Source organism: Plantactinospora siamensis (assembly GCF_042434095.1).
Taxonomy (GTDB): domain Bacteria; phylum Actinomycetota; class Actinomycetes; order Mycobacteriales; family Micromonosporaceae; genus KBS50.
Map to the genome: position 1 here is coordinate 565,688 of NZ_JBHLUE010000016.1, position 14,844 is coordinate 580,531.

Annotated in this window: 18 protein-coding genes and 1 tRNA gene; 8 read left to right on the plus strand and 11 right to left on the minus strand. The window is 72.7% G+C overall.

Features of this window, described 5'->3' with window-relative positions; translation table 11 throughout:
• Positions 1 to 124: 124 nt before the first annotated feature.
• Positions 125 to 1,423 (minus strand): MFS transporter, encoded by a 1,299-nt coding sequence (locus ACFFHU_RS19955; RefSeq protein ID WP_377341017.1) that lies wholly within the window; start codon positions 1,421 to 1,423, stop codon positions 125 to 127.
• A gap of 88 nt (positions 1,424 to 1,511) precedes the next feature.
• A complete protein-coding gene (locus ACFFHU_RS19960) occupies positions 1,512 to 1,994 on the minus strand; it encodes a VOC family protein (protein WP_377341019.1) in 483 nt (160 codons plus the stop codon).
• 211 nt (positions 1,995 to 2,205) lie between these two features.
• Between ACFFHU_RS19960 and ACFFHU_RS19965 the strand changes: the two genes are divergently transcribed.
• Positions 2,206 to 3,093, plus strand: coding sequence for a transglutaminase family protein (locus ACFFHU_RS19965; RefSeq protein WP_377341020.1), 888 nt, complete (start codon positions 2,206 to 2,208; stop codon positions 3,091 to 3,093).
• A gap of 4 nt (positions 3,094 to 3,097) precedes the next feature.
• On the opposite strand, the gene ACFFHU_RS19970 is transcribed toward ACFFHU_RS19965, so the two are convergent.
• The 3 genes from ACFFHU_RS19970 to ACFFHU_RS19980 all read right to left on the minus strand — a co-directional run bounded on the left by ACFFHU_RS19970 (position 3,098) and on the right by ACFFHU_RS19980 (position 4,962).
• Entirely contained in the window at positions 3,098 to 4,084 is a 987-nt protein-coding gene (locus ACFFHU_RS19970; protein ID WP_377341021.1) for an AEC family transporter, read from the minus strand.
• A 4-nt stretch (positions 4,085 to 4,088) separates the two neighbouring features.
• On the minus strand, positions 4,089 to 4,439 hold the full coding sequence (locus ACFFHU_RS19975) for a VOC family protein (protein ID WP_377341023.1): 351 nt from the start codon (positions 4,437 to 4,439) through the stop codon (positions 4,089 to 4,091).
• 61 nt (positions 4,440 to 4,500) lie between these two features.
• On the minus strand, positions 4,501 to 4,962 hold the full coding sequence (locus ACFFHU_RS19980; RefSeq protein ID WP_377341024.1) for an ArsI/CadI family heavy metal resistance metalloenzyme: 462 nt from the start codon (positions 4,960 to 4,962) through the stop codon (positions 4,501 to 4,503).
• 78 nt (positions 4,963 to 5,040) lie between these two features.
• Here ACFFHU_RS19980 and ACFFHU_RS19985 point away from each other — a divergent pair, with 78 nt between their 5' ends.
• From ACFFHU_RS19985 to ACFFHU_RS20005, 5 genes are all read left to right on the plus strand, one after another.
• Positions 5,041 to 5,397, plus strand: a complete 357-nt coding sequence (locus ACFFHU_RS19985; RefSeq protein ID WP_377341025.1) for an ArsR/SmtB family transcription factor — start codon at positions 5,041 to 5,043, stop codon at positions 5,395 to 5,397.
• On the plus strand, positions 5,394 to 6,131 hold the full coding sequence (locus tag ACFFHU_RS19990) for an aquaporin (protein WP_377341027.1): 738 nt from the start codon (positions 5,394 to 5,396) through the stop codon (positions 6,129 to 6,131). The genes ACFFHU_RS19985 and ACFFHU_RS19990 overlap by 4 nt, the downstream gene beginning before the upstream one ends.
• Positions 6,128 to 6,529 (plus strand): arsenate reductase ArsC, encoded by a 402-nt coding sequence (locus ACFFHU_RS19995; protein ID WP_377341029.1) that lies wholly within the window; start codon positions 6,128 to 6,130, stop codon positions 6,527 to 6,529. Before ACFFHU_RS19990 ends, ACFFHU_RS19995 begins: the two co-directional genes overlap by 4 nt.
• Positions 6,530 to 6,604: 75 nt before the next feature.
• Positions 6,605 to 7,432 (plus strand): MOSC domain-containing protein, encoded by an 828-nt coding sequence (locus ACFFHU_RS20000; RefSeq protein ID WP_377341031.1) that lies wholly within the window; start codon positions 6,605 to 6,607, stop codon positions 7,430 to 7,432.
• Positions 7,433 to 7,550: 118 nt separating this feature from the next.
• Complete coding sequence (locus ACFFHU_RS20005) at positions 7,551 to 8,378, plus strand: alpha/beta fold hydrolase (RefSeq protein WP_377341032.1); 828 nt, start codon at positions 7,551 to 7,553, stop codon at positions 8,376 to 8,378.
• On the opposite strand, the gene ACFFHU_RS20010 is transcribed toward ACFFHU_RS20005, so the two are convergent.
• Positions 8,375 to 8,884 (minus strand): carboxymuconolactone decarboxylase family protein, encoded by a 510-nt coding sequence (locus ACFFHU_RS20010; protein ID WP_377341034.1) that lies wholly within the window; start codon positions 8,882 to 8,884, stop codon positions 8,375 to 8,377. The two genes, ACFFHU_RS20005 and ACFFHU_RS20010, sit on opposite strands and share 4 nt — an antisense overlap.
• Before the next feature lie 319 nt (positions 8,885 to 9,203).
• Here ACFFHU_RS20010 and ACFFHU_RS20015 point away from each other — a divergent pair, with 319 nt between their 5' ends.
• Entirely contained in the window at positions 9,204 to 9,497 is a 294-nt protein-coding gene (locus ACFFHU_RS20015) for a DUF1330 domain-containing protein (protein ID WP_377341035.1), read from the plus strand.
• Between the two features lie 24 nt (positions 9,498 to 9,521).
• Here ACFFHU_RS20015 and ACFFHU_RS20020 read toward each other — a convergent pair whose 3' ends face one another.
• A complete protein-coding gene (locus tag ACFFHU_RS20020; protein WP_377341037.1) occupies positions 9,522 to 9,938 on the minus strand; it encodes a helix-turn-helix domain-containing protein in 417 nt (138 codons plus the stop codon).
• Positions 9,939 to 10,024: 86 nt separating this feature from the next.
• On the opposite strand from ACFFHU_RS20020, the gene ACFFHU_RS20025 reads away from it, so the two are divergent.
• Positions 10,025 to 10,930, plus strand: coding sequence for an MBL fold metallo-hydrolase (locus ACFFHU_RS20025; protein WP_377341038.1), 906 nt, complete (start codon positions 10,025 to 10,027; stop codon positions 10,928 to 10,930).
• Between the two features lie 105 nt (positions 10,931 to 11,035).
• On the opposite strand, the gene ACFFHU_RS20030 is transcribed toward ACFFHU_RS20025, so the two are convergent.
• The 4 genes from ACFFHU_RS20030 to ACFFHU_RS20045 form a co-directional block, all read right to left on the minus strand.
• Positions 11,036 to 11,110: transfer RNA gene (locus ACFFHU_RS20030), tRNA-Val, on the minus strand.
• Positions 11,111 to 11,282: 172 nt separating this feature from the next.
• Complete coding sequence (locus ACFFHU_RS20035) at positions 11,283 to 11,747, minus strand: peroxiredoxin (protein WP_377341040.1); 465 nt, start codon at positions 11,745 to 11,747, stop codon at positions 11,283 to 11,285.
• A 77-nt stretch (positions 11,748 to 11,824) separates the two neighbouring features.
• On the minus strand, positions 11,825 to 12,262 hold the full coding sequence (locus ACFFHU_RS20040; protein WP_377341042.1) for a DUF3052 domain-containing protein: 438 nt from the start codon (positions 12,260 to 12,262) through the stop codon (positions 11,825 to 11,827).
• A gap of 113 nt (positions 12,263 to 12,375) precedes the next feature.
• Positions 12,376 to 14,610 (minus strand): transketolase C-terminal domain-containing protein, encoded by a 2,235-nt coding sequence (locus tag ACFFHU_RS20045; protein WP_446687013.1) that lies wholly within the window; start codon positions 14,608 to 14,610, stop codon positions 12,376 to 12,378.
• Positions 14,611 to 14,844 lie beyond the last annotated feature (234 nt).

Genomic DNA, 14,844 nt, shown 5'->3' on the forward strand with positions numbered 1-14,844 from the left:
GGGACCGTGCCCGAGGCGATACGACGTAGAAACGTCATGCCCGAGACCCATAGATGATGACTATCAGGCACGACGTTTCTCGCCGTTTGCACGTCCGTCAGGCTTCTGCCGGTGAATCGCCCGACTATCTGTCGCGGTCGGCAGTCGCCGGCGGCGAGCCCTCCGCCCCACGGCGCGCTCCGTCCGGGACCGGCTCGGGGTGGCGGGCGTGCCGCAGCGGTGACAGCGCCGCGGCGACGGCCCCGGCCAGCAGGCCGGCCACGCCCACCCAGATGGCCGGCCGATACCCCAGGTGCTGGGCGAGCAGCCCGCCGACCGGGGCGCCCACGGTGAACATCCCCCAGTTCAGCGACCGGATGGTGGCGTTCATCCGGCCCTGGAGATAATCGGGCGTCACCGCCTGGCGGTAACCCATCTCATTCGGACCGCTCACCCCGAGCGCGGCCCAGACCAGGAACTGCGCGGCACCGACCAGGATCCAACCGCCGACCCCCGCTCCGGCCAGGGCCGCCACGATCCAGCCGACCGGCTCGCCGAAACGTTCCAGCAGGATGGACCGGCCGATGCCGTACCGCCCGACGAGCCCGGACAGCGAGTTGCCGACCAGCGCGCCCAGGCCGCCCACCGCGAGCACCACCCCGAGCCCGAACGCCGCCCGGTCGCCCGGGAGGCCCGGGTTCAGCCCGCGCAGCACGAACAGGGTGAAGACGGTCGAGGTCATGCTGGCCATCAGGAACCGGACATGCAGGGTGATCGCGTACGGCGCCAGCACCGGGTGCCGGTAGACCCAGGCCAGGCCCTCCCGAAGCTCGCGACCCAGGTGCCGGTCGTGCCGCTCGGGCGCCGGCTCCGGTCGCCGGATGGTGGCCAACAGCAGCCCGGAGACCAGATAGGACACCGCGTCGACCAGCAGGGCCAGCGGCGCGCCGAGCGCGGCCACCAGCGAGCCGCCCAGGAACGGACCGGTGGTCTGCGCCACCGACCCGCTCTGCTCCATCCGGGCGTTCGCCGCGGTGAGCGCGGCCGGCGGCACCAGCCGGGGCAGGTACGACTGGTGTGCCGCCTCGTACAGCAGGGACAGCGCCCCGAACACGATGACGAAGGCCACCAGTCCGGCGATCCGGAGTGCTCCCGTAACGGCGAGCGCGGCGAGCAGCCCCAGCAGCGCCGCCCGGACCAGATCGGCGCCGACCAGGATGGGCCGCCGCCGGTACCGGTCGGCCACGACGCCGGCGAGCAGCCCGAAGAGCAGGTACGGCACCCACCGCGCGCCGTTGATCAGGCCCACCTCGGTGTCCGACGCCCCCAGCGTGCCGATGGCCACCACCGGCAACGCCACCGTGGTGACGTAGCTGCCGAACATCGAAACGGTGTCAGCGGTCCAGAACGTCGGATACCCGCCGTGCCGAAACACCCGGCTCATGAAAGGAAGGGCCCCTTGTTATCGCTTTTTGTATAGGAAGGGGCCCTTCCTAACATCACCGGCCCGGCGGGCGCCACCGCCGCTGCGGTCAGGGCTTCCCGTCGTACGCGTCGCGCAGGGCCTGGATGTCGAGCTTGCGCATCTTGAACATGGCCTGCAGGGCCCGGCCCGAGGCGTCCGGGTCCGGGCCGCCGAGCAGCTTCGGCAGTTCCGTCGGGACGATCTGCCAGGAGACGCCGTACCGGTCCTTGAGCCAGCCGCACTGGCCCGGCTCGCCACCGTCGGCGGTGAGCTTCTCCCACAGCTCGTCGACCTCGTCCTGCGTCTCGCAGGGCACGTGGAACGACGTGGCCTCGGTGAAGTGGTACTGCGGGCCGCCGTTCAGGGCCGCGAACCGCAGCCCGTCGAGTTCGAACTCGACCACCATGGCGGTGCCCGGGGTGCCGGGCCCGTGCTCGCCGTACCGCTGCACGTGCAGGATCCGCGAGTTGCGGAAGATGGCGACGTAGCGGTCGGCGGCCTCCTCGGCCTGGCCGTCAAACCAGAGGTACGGGGTGATGCGCTGCTGCATGGCGTGTCCCTTTCCTGCTCGGGCGGACCGGCCGGCGGCCGGTCCCGGCCAACGCGCCGGATCCCGGTCCAGCGTCGGCCTTCACCGACGCGTCGTCCGGCACCGCCACGCGGAGGACATCGGCAGCGAGATTTTTCCCGCGGGCGTGCATGCGGCCCCGGCCGGCCCGCCCCGGGCGGAGAATTCGGCCGAATTTTGGCATCCTTGTTCGATGCCGACCCAGTCACCGGCCACGCTGGCCGACTACGCCCGACCCGGCCGGATGACCTCGGCCGGGGCGTACGCTCCGCTGCTCGAACGGCTGCCCGACGGGGTGGCCGGGCTGGCCGCCGTCGAGCACGGCCTGCTGATCCACGAACACATCGCCCACCGGTACGGCGTGACGCTCACCGACGCCGACCGGGACACCGTGCACCTGCGGCCGGTCGAGCAACTGCTGGCCCGGATCGTCGAGCGGGACGACCGGCCGCTGGGGGCGCCCCGGCCGCCGGAGCGCCGGGTGGCGGCCAACTGCCGGCACTTCACGGTGCTGCTGGTGACCGCGCTGCGGTTGCGCGGCATCCCGGCGCGGGCCCGCTGCGGGTTCGGCGCCTACTTCGCGGCCGGGCTGTACGAGGACCACTGGGTGGCCGAGTGCTGGGACGCCCGGCGGGGGCGGTGGGTCCTGGTGGACGCCCAGCTCGATGAGCCGCAGCGGGAGCTGTTCGGCATCGACTTCGACGTCACCGACGTGCCCCGGGACCGGTTCGTGGTCGCCGGCGACGCCTGGTTGCGGTGCCGCGCCGGCGAGGCCGACCCGGACACCTTCGGGCTCAGCATCATCCCCGAGGCCGGCATGTGGTGGGTGGCCGCCAACCTCATGCGGGACGCCGCCGCGCTGGTGGGGTTGGAGCTGTTGCCGTGGGACGTCTGGGGCGTCATGCCCGGGCCGGCGGAGACCATCGACGACGCGCGGACCGCGCTCTTCGACGAGCTGGCCCGGCTGACCCTCGACCCGGACGCGCACGCCGATGAGCTGCGACGGCTGATGGCCGATGACCGGCTCCGGGTGCCGGCACGGGTCCGCAACGCGCTCCGCGACCGGGACGAACCGGTCTGACGGTTCAACCCAGCAGCGCGGCGATCGCCGCGAGGGTGGCCAGCGAGAACGCGGTGGTGGCGATCACCGCGCGGCTGGAGAGCGCCTCGGCCACCCGGTACTCGGTGGCGAAGATGAACGTATTCTGCGCGGTGGGCAGGCCGGCGCAGACCACCACGGCCAGCAGCTCCGGGCCCGGCAGTCGCAGGGCCAGGCCGGCCAGCCACGCCACCAGCGGCTGGACCGCGAGCTTCGCCACGGTGGTCGCGCCGAGCTCCCCGTACCCCCGCTCGGGCGACGCGACGGCCGCCGAGCCGGCGCTCTCGGCCGCGGAGCCGGCGCTCTCGGCCGCCGCCTCCCGGCTCCGGCTGCGCCCCGGTTGACGGTGCAGGGAGGCGCCGAGCGCGACCAGCGCCGCCGGGACGGCGGCGGCCGAGAGCAGCGAAAGGCTGTCGGCCAGTACGCCGGGGGCGCGGAAGCCGGTCGCCGAGGCCAGCACCCCGAAGGCCACCCCCAGGATCACCGGGTTGCGCAGCGGCATGGTGAGCAGCCGGCGGACCCGGATCCGCCGGTCCGGGTCGGCGGCCCGGTCCAGGGCCAGCAGGATGACCGGGGTCACCAGCAGCGACTGTACGAGGACCACCTCGACCAGGAACGAGACGTCACCCAGCACCCGGGTGGCGATCGGGATGCCGAGGTTCGCCGAGTTCACGTAGCCGGCGGCCATCCCCCAGATCACGCCGTCGCCGGGCGGCCGGTGCAGCAGGCGGCGGGCCGCGAGCCAGCCGAGGCCGATCACCGTCCCGGTGCTGGCGGCGAAGGCCAGTAGCGACGGCCCGGCGAAGCCGGACAGCGGCAGCCGGGACAGGGTGAGATACAGCGCGGCGGGCATGGCCAGGTGGAAGACGAACCGGCCGAGGACCGCCGCGGCGGCCTCGTCGAGCAGGCCGGCCCGCCGGATCGCGTACCCGAGGGCCGTGAGGATCCAGATCGGACCGAAGGCCCCGATCATCCCCCTAATTGTGCTGGGTCACGTTGATCACGGTGGTCCCGCCGGGGTCGCGCAGGAAGAACCGGCGCAGCCCCCACTCCTCGTCGGTGAGCGGGTACACGATCTCCACCCCGGCCTCGACGGCGCGCGCGTACACGGCGTCGACGTCGTCCACCTCGACGGAGACGTCGGGATAGACCGTCGATTTCAGATCTTGGCCCATGACGCTGAGCTGGACCTCGCGCTGGTCCGTCCCGAAGAACAGGATCCAGTCCAGCCCGGGCTGCTCGGTGAGCCCGAGCACGTCCCGGTAGAGGGCCCGGCTCTGTTCGAACCGCTCCGACCGGATGTTCGGCTTGATCCGCCTGACCGCCATCGGCGCAGTCTACGGTCGACGGGGCGCCCGCCCGCCGGGGCCGGCGGGCACCCCGTGGACGTCAGCAGCAACCGGTGGCGGCTGCGCCGGCGGCGGACGGCTCGGCGGCGGAGGTTTCGCCGCACCGGCACTCGTCGCCGCCCTTGGTGAGGGTGTCGGCGTCGCCCTTGACCGTGTAGACCTCCCACGGCTCGTCACCGGGCCCGCGTACCCATACCTTGTCCTGGAGGGCGTAGCAGCACTCGGTGTCGTTTTCTTCCAGGGTGATCAGGCCGGCGTCGGTGAGCCGTCGGGTGGCCGCGGTGACCTCGTCGGTGGCGAAGACCTCGACGCCCAGGTGATCCATGACGGTGGGCTCGCCGGGCCCGCCTTCGATGAGGACGAGCTTCAGCGGCGGGTTCTCGACGGCGAAGTTGGCGTATCCGGGGCGACGCTTGGCCGGCTCGGTGTCGAACAGCTTGCTGTAGAAGGCCACGGAGCCCTCGAGGTCGGATACCCGGAGGGCGAGCTGAACGCGGGACATCGGGTTCCCCCTGTCTAGATGGGTTTCGAAGCAGGACCCACTGTTGCACCCTGTTTTGACATCTGTCAACCTAGAGCCATGTCGAAACAAGCCGAGCGCGCCGACCCGGGCTGCTGCGCGCCGCTCGCCGTCCGGCCGATGGCCGTCGAGCAGGCGGCGGAGGTGGCGCCCATGTTCAAGGCCCTCGGCGACCCGGTCAGGCTGCGGCTGATGTCGATGATCGCCTCGGTGCCGGAGATGTGCGTCTGCGACCTCACCCCGGCGTTCGAGCTGTCCGGGCCGACGATCTCGCACCACCTCAGGGTGCTGCGCGAGGCCGGGCTGGTCGACTCCGAGCGCCGCGGCACCTGGGTCTGGTACCGGGTGCGGCCGGCCGCGTTCCGCCAGCTCGGCGCGCTGCTGGCGCTGCCCGCCAGCGTCCCGGCCGGCACGTGACCGGCACCCTGCCGCGCCGGGCCGCGGCCGAGTTCACCGGCACCGCGCTGCTGGTGGCCGCGGTCGTCGGCTCCGGGATCGCGGCCGCTCGGCTCTCCCCCGCCGACGTCGGGCTCCAGCTCCTGGAAAACGCCATCGCCACGGCCCTCGCCCTGGGCGCGCTGATCCTGATCTTCGGCCCGGTGTCCGGCGCCCATTTCAACCCGGTCGTCTCGGCCGTGGACTGGTGGCTCGGCCGGCGCGCCGGGACCGGGCTGTCCGGACGGGAGCTGGCCGGCTACCTGCCCGCCCAGGTGGCCGGGGCCGTCGTCGGGGCCGCCCTGGCGAACGTCATGTTCGACCTCCCGGCCGTCGCCTGGGCCCGTACCGACCGCACCGGCGGCCATCTGTGGCTCGCGGAGGTCGTGGCCACCGCCGGGCTGGTCGTGCTGGTCTTCGCGCTGGCCCGCACGGGCCGGACCGGCGCCGCGCCCGCGGCCGTCGGCGGCTACATCGGCGCCGCCTACTGGTTCACCTCGTCCACCTCGTTCGCCAACCCGGCCGTCACGATCGGGCGCGCCTTCACCGACACCTTCGCCGGGATCGCCCCGGCCTCGGTCCCGGGCTTCGTGGTCGCCCAGCTGGCCGGCGGCCTGGTGGCCATCGGTGCCATCGCCCTCTGGTTCCCCGACGCCGCTCGCGATGCCGGCGACGTCGTCGTACCCCCGCTCTCCCCCGAAACGGTGCGCCAATGACCAAGCCCAGCGTCCTGTTCGTCTGCGTACACAACGCCGGCCGGTCCCAGATGGCCGCCGGCTGGCTCCGCCACCTGGCCGGTGACTCCGTCGAGGTCCGCTCCGCCGGCAGCGAGCCGGCCGATCGGATCAACCCGGTCGCGGTCGCGGCCATGCGCGAGGTCGGCATCGACCTCACCGAACAGATCCCGGTACGACTGAGCTGGGACGACGCCCGGGCGAGCGATGTCATCGTGACCATGGGCTGCGGTGACGCCTGCCCGGTGTTCCCCGGCAAGCGCTACGAGGACTGGAAGCTCACCGACCCGGCCGGGCAGCCCATCGAGGTGGTCCGCCGGGTCCGGGACGAGATCAGGGTACGGGTTGCCGCGCTGCTGGCCGAGCTGACGGGAAGCTAGGCCGCCGATCACCCCGGGTGACGACCGTTCGTTCGCCGGACGTACCCGACAAGGCCGATGATCTATCGTCGGCGCATGCGACTCGCGGCCGCGCAGGTCTATCCGGTCAAATCCCTCGGTGGCGTGTCCGTCGAGGAGGCCGCCGTCGAGCGGTGGGGGCTGCGGCACGACCGCCGGTGGCTCGTCCTGGACGCGGACGGCGGCTACCTGACCGCCCGTCGTGAGCGCCGGATGCTGGGCGTCACCGCGGTTCCCGGAGCCGGGTCGATCACCCTCACCGGCCGGGACGGCTCCGTCCACACCGTGGGCGAGCCGGTGGACGGACCGCCGGCGTCCGCGGCCATCTCCCGGCTCGACCGGGTACGCCTCGCCGGCGACGACGCGCACGAATGGCTGTCGACCCAGCTGCACCAGCCGGTACGTCTGGGTTGGCTCGACGATCCCCGCCGCCGCTCGGTCTCGACCAGCCATGGCGGCCGGCCAGGCGATCCGCTCAACCTCTCCGACGCCGGCCCGCTGCTCGCCACGACCGTACCCTCGCTGCGCCGGCTCGACGAGTGGATCGCCGAGGAAGCGGCGGAACGCGGGGAGGCCGCACCGGAGCCGCTGCCGATGGCCCGATTCCGGCCCAGCATCGTCCTGGATGGAGCGATCGAGCCCTTCGCCGAGGATGGCTGGCAGACCGTACGCGTCGGCGAGATCCACTTCCGCTTCGCCGAACGCTGCGACCGTTGCCAGCTCACCCTGATCGATCCGAGCACCCTGATCGGCGGGAAGGAGCCCATCCGTACGCTCGCCCGGCACCGCAGGTTCGACGGGCGGACCTGGTTCGGGGTCCGACTGATCCCGCTGAACACCGGTGTGATCCGGGTCGGCGACGAAGCATCCGCCGGACAGGTGTGACGTCGGCGTGGCGTTCCCCCTGTCGCTGCGCGGCTGCCGAGGAGGCACTCGACCCGGCACATGGATGTTTCAATAGCGGCCTGTCGATCTGAGCTTGTCGGTCATCGGGAGGACCACGGTGGGAGAGGGCGACGTGGAGTTCACGCTGCCGGGTGATCGGGTGCTGGGCTGGGCCGAGTACGGCGACCCGGCCGGGACGCCGGTGGTGTTCCTGCACGGCACCCCCGGGTCCCGGCTCAGCCGCCCCGACGACGCCGCCCTGTCGGGCATCCGCCTGCTCACCATCGACCGCCCCGGGTACGGCCGGTCCACGCCGGTCCGCCGACCGACCCTGCTGGGCGTCGCCGACGCGGTCGACGCGCTCACCACGTCGCTGGGGATCGAGCGCTTCGGCGTGGTCGGCTTCTCCGGCGGCGCGCCGTACGCGCTGGCCTGTGGCGCCCGCCTCCCGCACCGGCTCACCGGCGTGGTGGCGGCCGGCTGCACCGGCCCGTACCGGGAACTGGGCACGCTGCGCGGCCGGGAGCGGCTCCAGGCGCTCGCTCTGCGCGGCGTCCCGGGTCTCGGCCGGCGCTTCGTGACCCGCGCCGCCGCCTGGTACGCCGACGACCCGCTCCAGCAGCACCGCCGGCTGCTGGCCTCCGGCGCGGACCCGTGGCTGCGGCCGGGCGAGGAGTCCAACATCGAGGGCGCCCGCCAGGGCGCCGCCGGCCTGGCCGGCGACTGGCTGGCCACCGACATCGCCCGGTGGGGCTTCCGGCTCGCCGACGTGCCGTGCCGGACGCTGATCTGGGCCGGCCGGGGCGATCCGGGCAGCGCCGTGGTCGACGCGCCGCGGATCGCCGTCCGGATGCCCCACGCCGAGGTCCGGATCGCCGAGGACGCCGGGCACACGCCGTCGCCGGACCACTGGCGGGACATGCTGGCCTGGGTGCGGGAACCCTAGCGGCGGTAGTTCTGCCCCGGCGCCTTGCCGGGGATCGGCTTGGCGATGAGCGCGACCGGGATGAAGAAGCAGATCTGCCCGATCGCGACGGTGAGCGTCCACAACGCCTTCTCGTCGTAGTGCTCGGCCGCCCTGCCGAACAGCTCGTCGGGGACGCGCTCGCCGAACGGGTTCGGGGTGAGCACGGCCTCGACGATCTCCAGCGTCACCCGTTCGGCGTCGGTGAAGCAGGGCGCGTCCCGCCACGAGGCCACCGCGGTGATCCGCTCCTCGGCCTCCCCGGCCGAGCGGAGCTGCCCGGCCGCCCGGAGGGTGTGGTAAGTGCTGCCGACCAGCTGGCCGGCGCGCAGATGTGCCAGGTCGATGGTCGCCCGCGGGACCGACCCGTTCATGGCGGCCCTGGTCATCCCGCCGGCGATCTCCCCGATCTCGGGAAAGAACTGCATCGGGTCGGGCAGCCGCGACTGGATGGTGTCCTGCTCGGTGGTGTCCTGCTCGGTTGGCATGAAGGCTCTCCCGTTCCGGCGCCCCTGTGGCGCCTCAGCCCTCCGACGGGCCGGCCGGGGGATTTGTGAGGGGCAACGCTCATCGAACTCAACCGGTTCTACTCGGGCGCTCGATTCGCGGACGGTGGCCCGTGGCTTCGGCCGCGGTGCACACCTCCTGAGCCGCCGGTCGCCGGCGCTCTGAGCGGTCGCTCTCCGGGTTGCTGTCGGCACCGGCTTACGGGAAGGCGCGACTCGGGCCTCGGATCCTAGAGTGGTGTCCGTGCGCCTGAGAGGGAGCTAGCACTCACGTCCGGCGACCCGACACACTGGAGGTTCCGTGGCCAAGGGCTACTGGGTCAGTGTTTACCGCACCATTTTCGACCCCGAAAAGCTGGCTGCATACAACGAGCTGGCCGGTCCGGCCGTCCGGGCCGTGGGTGGGCGCACCCTCGTCCGCGGCGGTCGGGTCGTCGCACACGACGCCGGTATCGCCGAGCGCACCGTCCTGGTCGAGTTCGACAGCTTCGACCAGGCCGTCGCGGCGCACGAGAGCGAGGCCTACCAGGAGGCGCTGGCCGTCCTCTCCGACGCCGTCGAGCGCGACTTCCGCATCGTCGAAGGCATCGACTGACCGGGCCGACCGCCGCCGGACTTGTCAGGCATGTCCCCGGGACGGATCGTTGGTCAGGTCTGATGCCGACCCGCCGGCAAGGCTGCTGCACTCTGGGCAGGCCGAGACCATCGGGTGCGCGCATGCGAGTACGTGATCAAGGAAGTCCTGTGCGGCGTGTAGTCGACGGATCTGGTCGGCGATCCGGTCCCGCCGGTCACGTACCAGTCCGACGCGGCGCTGACCGTCGCCGCGATACAGCTCTCCGATCTCGGTCAGTGACATGCCTGCTCGTTGGCAGAGCCGGATCAGACGCGCCCGCGTGATCGTTTCGTCGTCGTAGACCCGGTGCCCGTTGGCAAGCCGGGCCGGTTCGAGCGCCCCGACCTCCTCCCAATGCCGCAGCACATGCGTCGGGACGCTGACCAGTGCCGCCGCGTCTCCGATTCGCCATGTCGTCACGCGAGCTCCTTCATTGACTTCAGGTCAACCTGAACTTCTACGGTCCTCCCGTCGAGCGCGATGCGCCAGGGTAAGGGGAGAAGCTCATGATCCAAACGATCCGTCAGACTACGGTGGCGGCCGGTGCGCTGGCTGCGCTGCCGTACCGCCTGATCCGGCCGCGTCCGATCGACCGGCGCTTTCTGGCCGGGCTGTCCGACGCCGGTCTCCCGCGCGGGGATGTCGAGGTCGAGCTGCTCGCTTTGAACCAGACGGCGCGGTCGGTGCCGACGCCGCTGATCGCCGAGGCCGTCCGGACACCGCGCCGGGTTGGCAACGCCCTGACCACGTACGTGATCCGGCATCCGAAGGTGACCGTGCTGCTCGACCCGTCGGTCTGCGTCGACGTCGGCGATCGGGTGATCGACGAGCTGCCGTGGACGCTGCGGCCGGCGGTGCGGCCGCGCCATCAGGTGGTGCCAACCACGACGGCGCTGGAACGGGCCGGCATTCCGGTCGACACGATCGACTTCGCACTCCCCACCCATCTGCACTGGGACCACGTCTGCGGACTGCTCGACCTTCCTGGGCTGCCGGTCATGGTGCGGGAGCGGGAACGGGACTGGATGATGTCCGGCGACGCCGCACCCGCAGGCGGCGTCCGAGCCGCGCTACAGGGCCGCCGGCTGGACAGCTACGAGTTGGAGGGGCCGCCGGTGCTCACCTTCGAACGCAGTCACGACCTGCTCGGCGACGGGTCAGTGATCATGGTCGAGCTGGCCGGGCATACGCCGGGGAGTGCCGGTGTCCTGCTGCGTACCCCTGACGGACCAGTGCTGGTCGCCGGGGACGCGGCCTGGCACGGGCTGCAGATCGAACACGTCCGACAGAAGGCGCCGTACCCGGGATGGCTCGTCGACCACGATCGCGACGCGGCCTTCCGTACTTTGCACCGGCTGCACGCCGTCCGGAACCAGGTCCACATCATCCCGACCCACGATCCGAGCGCCTGATCCCCGCTCCGAACCCGCCGGCTCGATCGCGCCGCCCCCACCATCGTCTGACCGGAGGGGGCTGATGGCCCGCGACATGGAGCCGGCTTCGGTGCTGGTGGTGCGTGGTGGGCGCGGCAGGTTTCGAACCTGCGACCCCTCGCTTGTAAGGCGAGTGCTCTCCCACTGAGCTACGCGCCCGGGCCGCCCTCACGGGCAAAATCCGGCAGCGCCACCTTACCGTGCCGCCCCCGCCCGCCCACACGCCCCACTCCCCGTCGATCTTGCACTTCTGGCCCCGACAAAGCAGGCATCCCGTGCGAATCGGGGGCCCAAAGTGCAAGATCGACGAGAGGAGCCGTGCGGGGAGGGCTCAGGCGGTGGCTTCGGTGAGGGCCTTGCGCCAGCCCTGCTGGTCGCGGGGCTCGCCGGGCATGTTCATCTCGGCGAAGCGGACCACGCCGGCCTTGTCGATCACGAAGGTGCCGCGGTTGGCGATGCCGGCCACGTCGTTGAAGACGCCGTACGCCTGGGCCACCGCGCCGTGCGGCCAGAAGTCGGCCAGCAGCGGGAACTGGAAGCCCTCCCGGTCGGCCCAGATCTTGTGGCTGTAGACCGAGTCGACGCTCACGGTGAGCACCTGGACGTCGTCGTTGACGTACTCGTTGAGGTTGTCCCGTACCTCGCACAGCTCACCCTGGCAGATGCCGGTGAACGCGAGCGGGTAGAAGACCAGCAGCACGGCGCGGCTGCCACGGAAGTCCGACAGCCGGACTTCCTGGTTGTTCTGGTCCTTCAGGACGAAGTCCGGCGCCTCGGCACCAACCTCGATGGGCATGCGTACTCCTCGCAAGTCGGGTTGAAGCCCAGCCAACCACGGGCGCCGATCGGCCGATGCGGCGCCCGGGGTCGGTGCTACTTCTTGGCCTTGCTGCCCCGCCGCAGCACCAGGCGGGCGCCGCTCCAGTCCCGCCCGGCGTTCACCGTGGAGGTCTGCTGGAGGCCGGCCGTGGGCGCCGACTCGCTGACGTCGCTCGGCTCGACGTGGCCGGGCCGTCCCGCCTTGGGGGTCAGCAGCCACACCACGCCGTTGTCGGCCAGCGGGCCGAGGGCGTCGACAAGCAGTTCGAACAGGTCACCGTCGCCGTCGCGGTACCACACCAGCACCGCGTCGACCACCTCGTCGGTGTCCTCGTCGACCAACTCACCGCAACGATCGGTCAGGGCGTCCCGGAGTTCCTGGTCTACGTCGTCGTCGTAGCCCATCTCCATGACGACCATCCCCGGTTCGATGCCGAACCGGTCCGCCAGGCTCCGCACCCCGTCGGCGGCCTGACCCGCGGTCGCGCTCACTGTCGCATGCCTCCTCGTCTTTCACTGCCCGCGGTGTCCGGACGACACCGACACGGCAGAGTTCACACACTTGTTTGTCGGCGCGCAAGTGGCGCACCGGGGTGCAGGAGAATTTACCCTGCCAGCAGCGTCTGGGCACCCTCGGTAATGGCGTCTTCGGTGACCAGTACCTGACGGGCGGCCGGTCCGAGCGGGATGAACGAGTCCACGGAAGCCACTCTACGGACCGAGCCGACATATCCGGCGTCCACCAGGGCCGCGATCACTCCCTCGGCGACCCCGCCGGACCGCCGGGTCTCATCCACCACCAGCACCCGGCCGGTCGCTGTGGCCTCCCTCACCAGGTCGGCCACCGGCAGCGGCGACAACCAGCGCAGATCCACCACCCGGCAGCCCACGCCCTCGGCAGCGAGCCGGGCGGCGACCCGCAGGGACATCCGAACCCCATTACCGAAGGTGATTATCGTCAGGTCCTCGGCCGAGCCGAGGCCGTACGTCCGGGCCCGGCCGATCGGCACGTGCCCATCCGCCCACGCCGTCGGCGCCGGATAGCCGGTGAGCCAGCCGCCGTCGCCGTCAGCGTACAGATCCCGGGTGTGGTAGAGCGCGATCGGCTCCAGGAACGCGCAGACGCTGCCGTCCACCTCGGCGCTGGCCAGGCAGGTCCGCAGCATGGCCGCGGCGTCATCGGGCCGCGCCGGCACCGCCACCACCAGCCCCGGCACGTCGCGCAGCACCGCCACCGAGTTGTCGTTGTGGAAATGCCCGCCGAACCCCTCCTGGTAGGCCAGGCCGGCGACCCGGACAACCATCGGATTCCGGTACGCCCCGGCGGAGAAGAACCGCATGGTGGCCGCCTCGCCGCGCAACTGGTCCTCGGCGTTGTGCAGGTACGCGAGGTACTGGATCTCCGGCACGGGCAGCAGCCCGGTCAGCCCGGCGCCCAGGGCGAGCCCCAGCACCGACGTCTCGTCCAGCAGCGTGTCGAAGACCCGGGCCGGGCCGAACCGCTCACGCAGCCCCTTGGTGACCCCGTACACGCCGCCCTTGGCCGCCACGTCCTCGCCGAACACCGCCATGGCCGGGTTGCCCAGCATGGCGTCGGTGAGCGTGGCGTTGATGGCCTGGGCCAGGGTGAGCGGCTCCGCCAGCTCCGGCAGGCGGTCACCGAACGCGGCCGCCCGCGCCGCCGCGCCGGCGCCGGCCGCTCGGTCCGCGGCCTCGGCGATGGCCCGTACGGTCCGGGCCGGTCGCCGGGGCGCGAGCGGGGCCACCACCTCGGCCGCGCCGGCCAGCTTCTCCTCCCCCAGCACGTCCTCGGCCACCTGCCGGACCCGCCAGCCGATCTCGTCGTACCGGGCCAGCAGCTCGTCCGGGGTGGCCAGGCCGGCCGCCACGAGCAGCCGGGCCGTGGCCAGCACCGGATCCCGGTCCAGGTCGCGGGCGATGTCGGCGGCCGGCCGGTACGCCTGCTCGGCGTCCGCCCCGGCATGGCCCATCAGCCGTACGGTGTTCAGGTGCAGCACCGCGGGCCGGCGGTGCCGCCGCACCCAGGCCACCGCCTCGGCCGCCACGTCGTACGCCCGACCCAGGTCCGCCCCGTCGGCGGCGAAGTACCGCAGCCCTGGCCGGGCCCGCAGCGTTGCCTCCACCCAGCCGCGCGGCGACCGGACGCTGATGCCCAGCCCGTTGTCCTCGCAGACGAAGAGCACCGGCATCCGCAGCCCGGTGTGGTCGCACCAGCCGGCCGTGTTGAGCGCCGCCGTGGCGCTCGCGTGGTTCACCGAGGCGTCGCCGAACGAGCAGACCACCACGGCGTCGCGGGGCCACGGCGAGCCTCCGCTGGCGGCGTCGGCGGTCAGCCGGCGCTGCCGCTCGATGGCCAGCCCGATGCCGACGGCGCGGGGCAGGTGCGAGGCGATCGTCGAGGTGGTGGGAATGACGGCCAGCCCGGCGTTGCCGAACACCTTGTGCCGGCCGCCCGCGATCGGTTCCCGGGCCGACGCCACGACGCCGCGCAGCACGTCCCGGGCCGCGTCGGCGATCCACCCCGGCAGGTCCGCCGCGCCGTCCGCCCCGGCGGGAGCGGTCCGGCCACCGCTCGGGGCCGACCCGACACCGACCACGTCCACAGCGCCCGGGACCGACCCGGCACCGGCCGGGTCCGCGGCGCCCAGGGCCGACCCGGCGTCGGCCGGAACCGGGTCGAAGGCGGGATCCGCCACGTAGCGGACCGGCCCGGGATCAGCCTCGGTCATGCCTGGCTCGGCTGGCAGGGCCGGGTCGGCAGCCAGGGCCGGGTCCGTGGCCAGGCCCGGGTCCGTGGCCAGGCCCGGGTCCGTGGCCAGGCCCGGGTCCGTGGCCAGGCCCGGGTCCGTGGCCAGGCCCGGGTCCGTGGCCAGGGCCGGGTCGGCGGGCGCCTCCGGGCCGGTGGGCGGGTCGGCGGCGGCGAAGTCGATGAGCAGCTCCGGACCGGCGTCGGCGGGGTCATCGGGCGCGGCCAGGTCGGCGGCCGCCGAGTCGGCCACCTCGATCGGGTCGGGGACGTCGATCGGCCCGGCGGCCCCGGCCGGGCCGCTCGG

Coding starts and splice junctions, on each gene's coding strand:
- ACFFHU_RS19985 (WP_377341025.1), top strand. CDS start 5,041: ATGTCGAAACAAGCCGAGCGCGCCGACCCGGGCTGCTGCGCGCCGCTC.
- ACFFHU_RS20035 (WP_377341040.1), bottom strand. CDS start 11,747: ATGCCCATCGAGGTTGGTGCCGAGGCGCCGGACTTCGTCCTGAAGGAC.
- ACFFHU_RS19960 (WP_377341019.1), bottom strand. CDS start 1,994: ATGCAGCAGCGCATCACCCCGTACCTCTGGTTTGACGGCCAGGCCGAG.
- ACFFHU_RS19965 (WP_377341020.1), top strand. CDS start 2,206: ATGCCGACCCAGTCACCGGCCACGCTGGCCGACTACGCCCGACCCGGC.
- ACFFHU_RS19995 (WP_377341029.1), top strand. CDS start 6,128: ATGACCAAGCCCAGCGTCCTGTTCGTCTGCGTACACAACGCCGGCCGG.
- ACFFHU_RS19970 (WP_377341021.1), bottom strand. CDS start 4,084: ATGATCGGGGCCTTCGGTCCGATCTGGATCCTCACGGCCCTCGGGTAC.
- ACFFHU_RS20010 (WP_377341034.1), bottom strand. CDS start 8,884: ATGCCAACCGAGCAGGACACCACCGAGCAGGACACCATCCAGTCGCGG.
- ACFFHU_RS19955 (WP_377341017.1), bottom strand. CDS start 1,423: ATGAGCCGGGTGTTTCGGCACGGCGGGTATCCGACGTTCTGGACCGCT.
- ACFFHU_RS20025 (WP_377341038.1), top strand. CDS start 10,025: ATGATCCAAACGATCCGTCAGACTACGGTGGCGGCCGGTGCGCTGGCT.
- ACFFHU_RS19980 (WP_377341024.1), bottom strand. CDS start 4,962: ATGTCCCGCGTTCAGCTCGCCCTCCGGGTATCCGACCTCGAGGGCTCC.
- ACFFHU_RS19975 (WP_377341023.1), bottom strand. CDS start 4,439: ATGGCGGTCAGGCGGATCAAGCCGAACATCCGGTCGGAGCGGTTCGAA.
- ACFFHU_RS20000 (WP_377341031.1), top strand. CDS start 6,605: ATGCGACTCGCGGCCGCGCAGGTCTATCCGGTCAAATCCCTCGGTGGC.